The following is a 12,154-nucleotide window of genomic DNA, read 5'->3' as shown; positions in this document are numbered from 1 at the left end:
TCAAAATTCGAGCCGAGCGAACGAGGTATACCGATGGATCCGATCGAACCGGCATACGGAACGACAGCTCTGCTGCTGATCGCCGCCGCAGCCGTTGCAATCCTGCTTTTCCTCATCATGAAGGTGAAACTGCACGCCTTCGTCTCCCTGGTCCTGGTCAGCGCGGTCACCGCCGTCGCGGCCGGAATCCCACTGGCGGACGTGCCGTCGGCCCTGCTCTCGGGCTTCAGTTCCACGCTCGGCTCGGTGGCGCTGCTCGTCGCCCTCGGCGTGATGGTCGGCAGACTGCTCGAAATCACCGGTGGTGCACAGGTATTGGCCGATACCCTGATCAACCGATTCGGGGCCAAACGCGCACCTCTGGCGCTCGGTGTCGCCGCACTCATCTTCGGCTTCCCCATCTTCTTCGACGCGGGCCTCGTCGTCTTCCTGCCGATCATCTTCACCGTCGCCAAACGTTTCGGCGGATCGGTGCTGCTGTATGCCCTCCCGACCGCAGGCGCATTTGCCGCGATGCACGCCATCGTTCCCCCGCACCCCGGTCCGGTCGCTGCCACCGAACTCCTCGGCGGCGACATCGGATCGGTACTGCTCGTCGGCGTTCCCGTTGCCGTCGTCTCCTGGTTCGTCGGCTCCTACCTCGTCGGTACCCAGCTCGGTAAGCGGTTCCACACCTTGCCTGCAGATCTCTTCTCCGACGGCGCTGCCAACTCCGAGGAGCACGACAAGGAAATGGCCGCGCTGCGCGATCCGGCTCCGAAGTTCGGTGCGGTGCTGTTCATTCTGCTGACGCCTCTGGTGTTGATCTCTCTCAACACCGTCGTCAACACACTGACCACGTCGGGTGTGCTGACCGGAGACGAGACCTGGGCCGCAGCGCTGACGCTCATCGGTCAGACACCGATCGCGCTGCTCATCACGCTGCTGCTGGCTCTGTTCATCCTCGCGCCGGGACGCTTCCCGGTGGCCGACGGTGCCAAGTACATGGATCAGGCGCTCGGGCCCATCTGCTCGATCATCCTGATCACCGGTGCCGGCGGCATGTTCGGTGGCGTGCTCCGGGCCAGCGGCATCGGGCAGTCGCTCACCTCCTCGCTGTCCGGCCTCGGACTGCCGATCCTGCTGCAGGCCTTCCTGATCGCCACCGCGCTACGCGTCGCCCAGGGTTCGGCCACCGTCGCTCTCACCACGACCGCCGGACTGATATCCGCGCAGGTGGCCGAATTGGATCTGAGCAACTTCAAGATCGCGCTGTTGGTGTTCGCCCTGGCCGCCGGAGCCACCGTGCTCTCCCACGTCAACGACTCCGGCTTCTGGCTCGTCAGCCGCTTCTTCGGCATGGACGAGAAGACGACCCTCAAGACCTGGACCGTCATGGAAACGACACTGGGACTGGCGATCTTCGCCCTGGCATCGCTGCTGTGGGTGGTGTTCTAGCGGGGTGGACTGCCTCGATTGACGAGTCCGAGCAAGATCGAAGGGGCAAGCCTCGACCCGAGGATCGACACTCGGCCCAGTCCGATGGCTATCTCGTCGCGGCCACTGTCGAGTCCGGCCATCGTCTTGTCGAGGAACTTCTCCAACGGCATCGCCATCGGCGGCGCGCTGTCCATGCTGCGGTGCAACGGTGTGTCGACTACCGGCGGGACGAGTTCGACGACCTGAACGGTGGTTCGGCGCAGTTGATGCCGAAGACTGACGGTGAACGAATGCACGGCTGCCTTGGTCGCGGAGTACACGGGAGCGCCGGTGAGCGGAACGAAGCCGAGGCCGGAGCCCACGTGCACCACCCTCGCGCGAGGAGCACGGCGCAGGAGGGGCAGCGCTGCCGAGGTGACGTTGACGAGGCCGGTGAAATTGGTGGCGATCTCGTCGGCGATCTCGGCACTCGCCGGCTGCTCCTGCGCCGAGAAGTCCAGTGGGCGTTGGACTCCGGCATTGTTGATCAGGGTCGTCAGATGCGGAATCGACGCGGCGATCTCCGCTATCGCGCGGCCCACGGATTCCGGGTCGCAGACGTCCATGACGATCGGCGTCATGCCGGGGTGCTCCGCGGCCATCGCACTCAGGCGCACGCTGTCGCGACCGGTGACGACGACGTGGGCCCCACGAGCGTGGAACCGGGTGGCGAGTCCGGCACCGATGCCCGACGTCGCGCCGGTGATGAGAACCACGTCGTCGTCGAAGGACCCCGGGTGTGACCTTCCGCGTCCGATCATGCGAGCGACCCGGCAACGATCTGCCAGGCCAGAGCAGATTTCGCGGCGAGGCTGAGTACGAGGTAGACGAACTCGCCGAATGCGTAGTCCTTCCACGGCCCGATCCTTCGGTACTGCAGCCATTGGTTGGCCGCGAAGCTCATGAAGAAGACGAACAGCGAGAAGAAGATTCCGTAGACGAACCCGGGTACCTCCGAAGCCCCGACGAGGTTCACGGTGATCGCTACCCAGGGTGCGGCACCGGCGACACAGCCGAACCAGAACGCGGTGAGGTCCGGTCGCTGTCCAGGTTGGTTGAAGCGCTCCTGGAGCCAGCCGAACAGGATCATCGCGACGTTGGCACCCACGATCGCGATCAGCGCGCTGATCTGCGTGATGCCGGCATACAGCGCGATGAGGACCACCATGATCGTGGCGCTGACGCTGTACTCGAGCCATCGAAACGGGTTGATACCGCGAGAGAGGTTGCGTTCGTACGACTTTCGTAGTGGAACCCCGGTGACGAAGTGATCCACCGCCGCCAGTGCGAGGAAGACGGCGACCGCGATACCGATGGGAACCGCGAACGCTTCCTGCGCTTGCGGGACCACCGTTCCCGGCGGTCCCGCGGGGTAGGCGGTGGTCACATCGATGGCGAAGTCGGATGCGATGACGAGCACCGCGATGGCCTGAACAGCGTGCAGCGCGGACAGCGAGAGGTTCCAGATGCGGAGTCGCCTCAGCCTGTCCGGAGACAGAGGATGCTCGGTCGCGACGGCCGGGTGCGGAGTGCGTGCCATGACCGTTAGCCTTACAGGTTGTAAGGCTGCTGACAAGGAGTGGTGGGGAGAACGCTGTGAAGACGGACGACGAGCTGTCCGCTCGCCAACGGATCATGCTCGCCGCGATCGAATTGGCCGGCCAGCAGGGGACCGGGCGCATGACGATGTCCGCGGTAGCCGCGCGTGCGAAGGTGTCCCGACCTACTCTGTACAGCTACTTTCCGGACGTGCCTCGGATTCTGGAAGCCTGGGTCGAGCAGGAAGTGGTGCGCGTCGAGGCGCGGCTTCAGGACGTGTTGGACCGGGGCGCAGGGTCGGATCCGATGACGGTGCTGGGTGACTACATCGACCTGCAGTTGAACTATTTCGTCGAATCTCCGACGAGGGCCCTGCTCACGACGGCCGCACTGGGATCGCCGCCGCAGGCCGTCACCGGACACATCGAACGGTTCCGCGCAGATGTACACGGGCTGCTGTCGGTTCTGGGCAGGCAAGGACGTCTTCGGGCCGATGTGGACGTCGAGATGCTGGCCGGGCTTGTCATCGCGGGGATCACCTCGATGACCTCTCACGTGCTGCAGGAACAGCTATCGCCTACCGAGGCGCGACGCCGATTGCTGGACATCATCTTTCGAGGATCGCTTCGCTCGTGACGGCCGGCTACCCCGGCTGTCGGTCCCGCCTGGGTTGCCATCGAGCTGCGCGCTCGCCGATCGAAGCGAGCCGAGCCGTCTCGTGCACTCGAGAGGCTCGGGTCTCGGGCCGCTTGGCGGTCACGATCCACTCCAGAATCCCGCGACGCGCGGACGGCGGAAACTGGCTCCAATTGCTCTCCGCATCAACGTGTTCGGCGAAGGCGGCGGCCAGGTCCTCGGGAACGATCAGATCCTCGACCTCGTCGAGAACGGTCCATGCTCCGTTGGCCACGGCAGCCTCGACGGCCCGCTCCCCTGCGGGAAGCATCAGGCCTGCTTCACGGAGGGTCTCGATACGGATCTTGTTCGGACGGGACCACGCGCTCGTGGGTTTGCGGGGCGAGAAATACAACATGGTTCGCTCGTCGTCCAGCTTGCGGGGTCGACTGTCCACCCACCCCACCGCGAGCGCTTCCGCGACGGCGTCGTCGTAGCTGATCGCCGGTTTTCCAGTGGCCTTCTTCCACGACACCAGCCACGCCGATTCCGCAGTTCCGTGATGGGCGGACAGCCACGTCCGCCACTGCGCACGTGTCTGGGCATGCACTCTCGGTGCGTCGTCCATGACGGCCATGCGTATCCCTTCGTTCGTCGGGACCAGTCCAACGCTCGTCTCACTCGTCCACTTCGAAGACGCATCCCCCGGATGGAAGCTCCAGGACGATGACGTCGTGATCTTCTCCGGTGACGATCGCGGTGTAGACCACCTCCGATCCATCCATCGACACCCACCAGTTCATGTTGGCACCGCGCACACGCGGCACCTGCCGATATAACGCTCGGGCGTCCTCCACAACGGCCGACGGATGCAGCCTCCGAGCAGTCTCGACGACGATGCGGCGGACATGGTCGAGATCGATCAGGTCGTCGTCGGCCGAGAGCTGCGATGGGCGAAAATCGATGAGCGGGAATGGCACTCGCACGACTGGCAGAGTAGCCGCGTATGCCATCGATCCCTCCGATAGCGCGGGGTCACGCCAATGGAGCACGCCCTCCACGAACGTGGGCGTCACGTCGTCGTAGATCGCCGATCCGGTCTCGACGCTGCGGTGCACCGCTGCGATGTACTCGGTCAGGGAGTCGAACCAGGGCGCGCCTTGGTCTGCGGAATCGTACGAGAAACTGCGGATACAGCCTTGCCGAGCACCCGGGCGCGTGTCGACGTAAAGTGTGCTGCCTGAACCGTCTTCGGCGATCGGAACATATGCCGGGACGAACATCTCGGCCGTCTCACCTGCCTCCTGAGCAAGCACTTCGGCCGGCCAGTCCTCACCCAGATCGTCGATCGGATGCAGATTTTCGAGACTGAACCGGTGCCGATCCACAGCTCGGTCGAGCGAGCAGAGAGTGAAGTCCGGCAGCACGGAGCCGACCGGCACGTACTCCTCGCCGTAGGTTTCGTGCTGCCCGTCGTGCAGTCCGTAGAACTCGCGCAACTCGTCCGTCCACGGGGTCGTCGCACGTTCCGCAGACTCTCGCTCATCCGATGTCCGTGGGGGTCGAATCGAGGCGGCGGTGACGGGCGCACGGTCACGGAGCGTTGCCAAGTATGCCGCCCATACTTCGGTGAGGTTCACGACTCGAACCTAACGGGTCTCGATCTGCGTGGGGGTTCGATGCGAGTCTCCGTTCCGCAAAGATCGTTCGTTTATGCTGCGATCGTGGGCGAATTTTCCCTCAGCGGTGTGTCTACGATGCGAGGTAATCGTGAGTGATCGCATTCGATTCGACGGAGTGCTCGAACCGTTGACGTGGGGCAAGAACACGTATGCCATCGTCCGAGTCCCGGCAGAATTGGTCGAGGCTGCGAAGCGATGGCCGACGCGCCGGATCGACGGTTCGATCGACGGCCTCAGCCTCAACTTGGGACTGAACAAGGCTGATGCAGATGTGATGCCCGGGTCCTTCGTCTATGTGGGTGCGGGCCTTCAGCGCCGATTGGGCGTCCACATCGGTGATCTGTTGTCGTGCGAGTTCGAGCCGGCCGACCCCGATCTGGTGCCGGTTCCGAAAGACCTCGAGGAGGCGATGGAGAACGCACAGTGCACAGCGGCCTGGGAGCGCAAGCGCGCGAGCGAACGGCGCCAATTGTTGATGCCGATCGACAACGCGGCGCGCGAGCAGACCCGCGCAGATCGGGTGGCCCGACTGGTGAGGATGTTGACCGACAATTCGTAGACCGGTAGGACCACCCGGCTTCCCGTCACTGCACCGGCATCAGAATTCGCCACGCCCCCAACGCCAGTGAGCCGACGGTGACGAGCAGGAACAGGCCGACCCAGACGATGCCGGGGAGGAAGGTCAACCGAGCCAGCTGATCGGCGTCGGAGTCCCTGGCCCGTCCTGCGATGCGTGATTTCTGCAGTTCGAGAACGGGACGCGGACCGGCGATCAGCAGGAAGAACGTGATGAAGTACGCCGCCGCGACCTGTTGCTCTCCGGTGCCCCACCAGGACACGACGAACAGGGCAGCGCCGACGACGACGAGTGAGAGCAGCCCGTAGATGTTGCGAATCATCAACAGCATCAACGCAATCGACACGACGCCGATCCACAACACCGCGACTGCATGCTGGGTTCCGAGCACGAACGCGGCGCCGAGACCGAGCAGCGACGGCCCCACGTAGCCGGCGAAGGTCATCGCGATGACGCCGAGGCCGGTGGGCTTGCCCTTCGAGATAGCGACGCCCGAGGTGTCGGAGTGCAGTCGCAGGCCCATCAGCTGTCGGCCGGTGATCAGCGCAACGAACAGGTGCGCACCCTCGTGCGCGATGGTCACGACGTTGCGGGCGATGCGCCAGGTCTGCGGCAGTACCACGATGACAAGAGCGGCCAGCGCGGCAACTTGGACGATCCACACCGGCGGATCAGGACTCACCGCGGAAATGCGGTCCCAGAATTCGTTCACACCCCAGTATGCGGCAACGCCGAAGCACCGCAGGACCACAAAGAACTTTGTGATCATTGGTTACCTATGGGTGACGGCGGTCACGGCCGTGGGTCAAGATGAACGCACGATGACGAATCCACCGAGCTCGATGACGCGACGGCGCGCGCTGGCGTGTCTGGCGACGTTGCCGATGGCATTCTCGGCCGGTTGTACCGGTTTCGGTCGGTCGACGACTCCGTCGGATCTACGGATGCTCATCCCCAACACTCCGGGCGGCGGTTACGACGTGACTGCCAGAACCGCGTCGCGCATTCTCGAGAAGCACGGCCTGACCGGGCCCATCGAGAAGTTCAACGTCATCGGCGGTGGCGGTTCCGTCGCGCTGGCCAGGCTCGTTCGTGAGGCAGGCAACAGTGCGTTGATCGGCATGGTCGGGGTGGGTGTTGTCGGAGTCGCGCAGGTGGCCGAGGCACCTTGGGGACTGTCGGACGCCACCGCACTTGCACGGCTGGTGGACGAACCGGAAGCTCTCGTCGTTCGATCGGGCTCTCCGATGCCGTCGTTGAATGGCTTCCTCGACGCCTGGCGTCGCGGACCGCAGCAGGTGGTCGTCGGCGTGGGCTCTGCGTTGGGCGGGCCCGATCACCTGTTCACCGTGGAGTTGGCCCGTGCAGCCGACATCGACACCGAGGCCCTGAACCTGGTGACGTTCGACGGTGCCGGCGATCTCCTCGCGGCAGTACTCGACGGCACTGTGGACGTGGGCGTGGCAGGAGCGGGTGAGTACATCGATCAAGTCGACAGTGGTTCGCTTCGCATCCTCGCAGTATCGAAGGCACCCGACGCACGGTCCCGCGGTGTCACCGCCGCGTACGACGCCCCGACACTCACCGAGTCCGGTATCCCGCTCGAATTCACCAATTGGCGCGGATTCGTAGCTCCACCCGGCATTTCGGACTCGGCCCGGAACGGCTTGGTCGACGCGCTGACCCGTATGCGCGACACGGACGAATGGCAGGCCGCGATGCCTCTGCGCGGATGGACCGACTCGTTCCTCACTGGGGATGATTTCTCGGAATTCATTGCGGCAGAAGATATTCGAGCAAGAACCACCTTGGCCGAATTCGGCATCACCCGGTAACAACCACCCCGAACTGCCGATCGAGGTCGGCGTCCAACAGTGCACTGCGAGGCTTCGCCGTGCGCTGATCGAATCACGGAAGGACATCTCGTGGACGACTGGGTCCAAACCCTTTCCACAACGGCGCTGCTGTCGATCGCCGGCATCGCCATCGCGGTACTACTGCTGATGATCATCAAGCTGAAGGTACATCCGCTTCTGGCACTTGTGATCGTCTCTCTCGGAACGGCTTTCGCTGCGCGCATTCCGATCTCGGAGATCCAGGACGTACTGATCGACGGATTCGGTACCACCCTCGGTGAAGTTGCACTTCTCGTGGGATTGGGTGCCATGTTCGGCCGGCTCGCCGAGATCAGCGGCGGAGCACAGGCGCTGTCCAGTGCGCTCGTCCGAAAGTTCGGCGACAAGCGCGCCCCGTTCGCGCTGGGAGTCGCGTCGCTGCTGTTCGGGTTCCCGATCTTCTTCGACGCCGCTTTCATGGTGATGCTCCCCATCATCTTCGGCGTGGCTCGGCGGCTCGGCGGAAGCGTCCTGCTGTACGCCCTGCCCGCTGCAGCGGCACTGTCGACCATGCACGTGTTTCTACCGCCGCACCCAGGTGCCGTCGCATCGACCATCCTGTTGGGCGGCGACGTCGGACTGACGATCCTGATCGGCATCCTCGTGGCAGTGCCCACCTGGTTCATCGCCGGCCATCTGTACGGCACCTTCATCGGCAAGCGGATCTACCTCCCGGTGCCGGATCTGCTGAGCGGTGGCCCGCAGGTGGAGACGGTGGAGAACCCTCCCAAGCCGGGTGTGATCATCGCGCTGCTCATGCTCCCGCTGCTGCTCATCTTCGCCAACACGGCGCTCACAACAGCGGCCAGAACCGGCAGCCTCGACGAGAACTCGCCGCTGGTCACCGTCCCGCAGGTCATCGGATCCACTCCCGTCGCTCTGCTCATCACGGTCATGGTCTCGATCTATGTGCTCGCACTTCGTCGCGGCCGCACGGCCACGTTCGTGGAGGATCTGCTCGACAACGCGCTCAAGCCGATCGCTCCCGTCGTACTCATCACCGGGGCCGGCGGGATGTTCGGCGCGGTGTTGCTCGCCAGCGGCATCGGTGACGCCCTCGCCGAGACGCTTCGCGACCTGGGTCTTCCGCTCATCGTCTCCACCTTCGCCGTCGCAGCCATCCTGCGCATCGCCCTCGGCACTGCCACCGTGGCCATCACCACGTCGGCCGGGCTCCTCGGTGCTTCGATCATGGCAGCGGGGCTGAATCCGGTGCAGACGGTCGCGATGATCCTCGCCCTCGCTGCAGGGTCGTCGATCTTCCCCCACGTCAACGACGCCAGCTTCTGGCTCATCGGCAAGCTTCTGGGTATGGACGTCCCGACGACGTTCAAGACGTGGAGTGTCATCAAGACCCTGATCTCGCTCGTCGGGTTCGCCTTGTCGTCGGTCGTGTACGTCCTGGCGTCGATCTGACTCCGTACTCGACACGGTCGGAGGGGGTTGCAGGCATCATGAGGCACATGCGACGACGACCGGCACCGCGCAGCCTGGCAGGCCAGGTTCTGCTGTTGCAGCTGGTCGTCGTCGCCGTGGTCCTGGTCGCGGTAGCAGGCGTCTCGGTGCACCAGGCCGGTGTGGAATTCCGCGACACCCAGGGCGGACGCCTCCTCGCCGTTGCCGAGAACCTCGCCTCGACTCCTGTTGTCCGCGAACAGGTTGCATCCGTCGAAGCAGACAAGGTCTTGGCACCGGAGGTGGACCGGGCCGTCGACCTGTCCGGGGCATCCGTCGCCGACGTCGTCGTGTTGGACGCGACCGACGTGGGCAGATCCGTGATCGTCGCTTCCTCCGTTCCGGATCGCGTCGGGATCGCCGGGGAACTCGGTGCGAGTGATGCCGAGGACGGACGGGCCTGGACCGGCGACGTCCGGGTCGACGGACAAGAATCGATCTCGGGTCACGTCCCGGTTCTCGCGCCGACAGGCGAGGTTCTGGCCGTTGTTGCCGTCAGCTCGATGTACCCGTCCACCTGGCGCCTCGTCGCCGATGCCGGGGCACCGCTGCTGTTGTATCTCGGACTCGGAGCAGTCCTCGGGCTCATCGGTTCCTTGCTGCTCTCTCGGCGTATCAAGACCCACACACGCGGGCTGGAGGTCGAGGAGATCGCCAGTCTCGCTGATCATCGAGAAGCGTTGCTGCACAGCATCGGTGAGGGTGTGATTGCAGTCAACACGGAGGGTGTGATCACGGTCCTCAACGACAGCGCCGCCGAACTCCTCGGCCTGACCGAGCATGCTTCCGGTGCAGGCACGGTGATCGGCCACAGTATTCACGAGGTTCCCTTGGATCCAGTTGTCCGCCGGTACCTGATCGACGCTCAGGACAGCGGCGATGTGGTGCTCCCGACGGCGACGAGAATGCTGGTGCTCAGTCGGCGGTCGGCCTCGAGCAGGGGCCGACGTATCGGTACGGTCACCACCATGCGTGACAGCACCGAGCTGGCTCGGCTGCAGAGTCAGCTGTCCTCCCACAAGTCGGTCACCGACACATTGCGTGCGCAGACTCATGAATTCGCCAACCAGTTGCACACCATTTCGGGTCTGACTCAACTCTGCGACCACGACGCAGTGACGGACTTCGTCGGTGCACTGACACGCCGTCGAGCAGAAATCAGTGACGCCGTCACCCGAAGTATCTCCGACCCGGCCGTCGCGGCATTGTTGATCGCGAAGACATCGTTGGCTGCCGAGACCGGTGTTGCGCTGGAACTGAATCCGACCTCTCGGCTGCAGACCTTGGATCCCATGCTCGCCACCGACATCATCACCGTGCTCGGCAACCTGATCGACAACGCCGTGGATGCGTCGACCGGAAGCACGGGTGCCCGCGTCGTGGTCGACATCGATGATTCCGACGGCATCGAGATGCAGGTCGCCGATTCCGGACCAGGTGTTCCCGACAGCATGCGCGCCGAAATCTTCTCGCGCGGCGTCACATCGAAGACGGAGACACCGGGAGGGCGAGGCATCGGACTCGCGCTCGTCCGGATCGTCAGCACCCAGCATGGTGGCACCGCCGAGGTCGACGATGCTCCGGGAACCGGCGGTGCACGATTCACAGTGCGTATTCCGTACGACCACGAATCACCGCGACACGGGAACGCGCGCGTGGCAGGCGTCGGAAGTGACGGGACAGATGAGTGAATCGGACCGCACCTACGAGGTCCTCGTCGTCGACGACGATTTCATGGTTGCAGACATACACCGACGATTCGTCGATGCCACCCCTGGTTTTCGCACCGTCGGCGTGGTTCACACCGCGGCAGATGCGGTCGCTGCAGTCCGCACGCTTGCACCCGATCTGGTGCTGCTCGACGTCCATCTCCCGGACCGCTCGGGACTCGACGCGCTGCAACGTCTGCGTAGCGAAGGTAACGGCGTGGCAGTCGTCGTCGTCACCGCAGCCCGAGAGCTGGACACCGTGCGCCGTGCGCTGCACGGTGGAGCCGCCGACTATCTGGTGAAGCCGTTCGAGTACCCACAGCTACTGGAAAAACTCGGAAACTTCCGCCGACGAGCTCGTGCGCTGTCGAGCTCGAAAGGCATGAACCAGTCGGTGATCGACTCGCTGTTCGGGGCACCGAGTCCGTCCGCGGGCCCGAGCCTGCCGAAGGGGCTGAGCCAGGAAACCGGGTCGCTGGTGCTACGGACAGTTCGCGAGGGCGGCGAGGTATCGGCCAGTGAATGCGCAGACCTCGCCGGTCTCTCGCGGGTGAGCGCGCGGCGATACCTGGAGCACTATGCCTCTACGGGGGTCCTCACGGTCCGACTCGAATACGGCCGCGCCGGAAGGCCGGTACACCGATACCGAGCAACCGACTCGACCTGAACAGCGGCTTCGCCGCAGGCACTAGGACGCGCGTGCTTCGGCCTTCGCGCGTTCGCGGGCGAGGGACCGATCACGCATCTCCTCGAACTTGGTGGCCTGCCGCTCGAGGTCTTCGAGGAACGCGGCGAGTTCTTCGCGCTTGTTCTCACCGCGTGCGGTGAAGTCGTTGCGCTCGAATACGCTCCACTTGCGCAGAACCGGCCAGACGACGTCCTCGAGGTGCTGACGCAGGTCGTAGATCCCGTGCTTGGCCATCAGTACACCGTTGCGGCGGAAGTTCGGCATCCCGGCACCGGGCATGACGAAGTTCGTCACGATGTCCGAGACCGCCTGCAACGTCTGATCGGGCGAGATGTCCATCGCTGCGCCGGTGATGTTGCGGTAGAAGATCATGTGCAGGTTCTCGTCGGCGGCGATGCGCTGGAGCATCCGGTCGGCGATCGGATCGTCGCAGACCTTGCCGGTGTTGCGGTGCGAGACGCGGGTGGCGAGTTCCTGGAAGGTCACGTAGGCGACCGAGTGCAGCAGACCGACCTGCGACCCCGCGGGCGAGACGT

13 protein-coding genes are annotated in these 12,154 nt (G+C 64.4%); 7 read left to right on the top strand and 6 right to left on the bottom strand.

Annotated elements, in window-relative coordinates; all coding sequences use genetic code 11:
- Nucleotides 1–33 precede the first annotated feature (33 nt).
- The gene (locus tag A2J02_RS07740) at nt 34–1,437 is read left to right on the top strand and encodes a GntP family permease (protein WP_068048863.1); all 1,404 of its coding nucleotides are present in this window, start codon (nt 34–36) and stop codon (nt 1,435–1,437) included.
- On the opposite strand, the gene A2J02_RS07735 is transcribed toward A2J02_RS07740, so the two are convergent.
- Nucleotides 1,434–2,219: an SDR family oxidoreductase gene (locus A2J02_RS07735; RefSeq protein ID WP_068048860.1), complete on the bottom strand. Its 786-nt coding sequence runs from the start codon at nt 2,217–2,219 to the stop codon at nt 1,434–1,436. The genes A2J02_RS07740 and A2J02_RS07735 overlap by 4 nt on opposite strands.
- Nucleotides 2,216–2,998, bottom strand: a complete 783-nt coding sequence (gene heR / locus A2J02_RS07730) for a heliorhodopsin HeR (RefSeq protein ID WP_068048857.1) — start codon at nt 2,996–2,998, stop codon at nt 2,216–2,218. Before heR ends, A2J02_RS07735 begins: the two co-directional genes overlap by 4 nt.
- A gap of 56 nt (nt 2,999–3,054) precedes the next feature.
- Here heR and A2J02_RS07725 point away from each other — a divergent pair, with 56 nt between their 5' ends.
- Nucleotides 3,055–3,633: a TetR/AcrR family transcriptional regulator gene (locus A2J02_RS07725; RefSeq protein WP_068048854.1), complete on the top strand. Its 579-nt coding sequence runs from the start codon at nt 3,055–3,057 to the stop codon at nt 3,631–3,633.
- Between the two features lie 7 nt (nt 3,634–3,640).
- Here A2J02_RS07725 and A2J02_RS07720 read toward each other — a convergent pair whose 3' ends face one another.
- Both A2J02_RS07720 and A2J02_RS07715 read right to left on the bottom strand, forming a co-directional pair.
- On the bottom strand, nt 3,641–4,249 hold the full coding sequence (locus A2J02_RS07720) for a YdeI/OmpD-associated family protein (protein WP_068048850.1): 609 nt from the start codon (nt 4,247–4,249) through the stop codon (nt 3,641–3,643).
- Between the two features lie 40 nt (nt 4,250–4,289).
- Nucleotides 4,290–5,252, bottom strand: a complete 963-nt coding sequence (locus A2J02_RS07715) for an SMI1/KNR4 family protein (protein WP_068048847.1) — start codon at nt 5,250–5,252, stop codon at nt 4,290–4,292.
- Nucleotides 5,253–5,382: 130 nt separating this feature from the next.
- On the opposite strand from A2J02_RS07715, the gene A2J02_RS07710 reads away from it, so the two are divergent.
- Nucleotides 5,383–5,853, top strand: a complete 471-nt coding sequence (locus tag A2J02_RS07710) for a YdeI/OmpD-associated family protein (protein ID WP_068048844.1) — start codon at nt 5,383–5,385, stop codon at nt 5,851–5,853.
- A 25-nt stretch (nt 5,854–5,878) separates the two neighbouring features.
- Here A2J02_RS07710 and A2J02_RS07705 read toward each other — a convergent pair whose 3' ends face one another.
- Nucleotides 5,879–6,583: a M50 family metallopeptidase gene (locus A2J02_RS07705; protein ID WP_068048949.1), complete on the bottom strand. Its 705-nt coding sequence runs from the start codon at nt 6,581–6,583 to the stop codon at nt 5,879–5,881.
- A gap of 109 nt (nt 6,584–6,692) precedes the next feature.
- Here A2J02_RS07705 and A2J02_RS07700 point away from each other — a divergent pair, with 109 nt between their 5' ends.
- The 4 genes from A2J02_RS07700 to A2J02_RS07685 all read left to right on the top strand — a co-directional run bounded on the left by A2J02_RS07700 (nt 6,693) and on the right by A2J02_RS07685 (nt 11,597).
- On the top strand, nt 6,693–7,706 hold the full coding sequence (locus tag A2J02_RS07700) for a Bug family tripartite tricarboxylate transporter substrate binding protein (RefSeq protein WP_068048947.1): 1,014 nt from the start codon (nt 6,693–6,695) through the stop codon (nt 7,704–7,706).
- 90 nt (nt 7,707–7,796) lie between these two features.
- On the top strand, nt 7,797–9,182 hold the full coding sequence (locus tag A2J02_RS07695; protein ID WP_094640452.1) for a GntP family permease: 1,386 nt from the start codon (nt 7,797–7,799) through the stop codon (nt 9,180–9,182).
- Nucleotides 9,183–9,229: 47 nt separating this feature from the next.
- Nucleotides 9,230–10,912, top strand: coding sequence for an ATP-binding protein (locus tag A2J02_RS07690; RefSeq protein WP_442971458.1), 1,683 nt, complete (start codon nt 9,230–9,232; stop codon nt 10,910–10,912).
- Nucleotides 10,905–11,597 carry a response regulator gene (locus tag A2J02_RS07685; RefSeq protein WP_068048841.1) on the top strand — a complete coding sequence of 231 codons (693 nt, stop codon included), beginning with the start codon at nt 10,905–10,907 and terminating at the stop codon, nt 11,595–11,597. The genes A2J02_RS07690 and A2J02_RS07685 overlap by 8 nt, the downstream gene beginning before the upstream one ends.
- 21 nt (nt 11,598–11,618) lie before the next feature.
- Here A2J02_RS07685 and A2J02_RS07680 read toward each other — a convergent pair.
- The coding region (locus tag A2J02_RS07680) for an acyl-ACP desaturase (protein WP_197477970.1) at nt 11,619–12,154 on the bottom strand (536 nt) is incomplete at its 5' end.

It is taken from the genome of Rhodococcus sp. EPR-147, from assembly GCF_001647185.1.
In the GTDB taxonomy this organism is placed as follows: Bacteria; Actinomycetota; Actinomycetes; order Mycobacteriales; family Mycobacteriaceae; genus Rhodococcoides.
The sequence above is the reverse complement of the archived record's forward strand: the minus strand, read 5'-3'. Positions and strand labels throughout refer to the sequence as shown.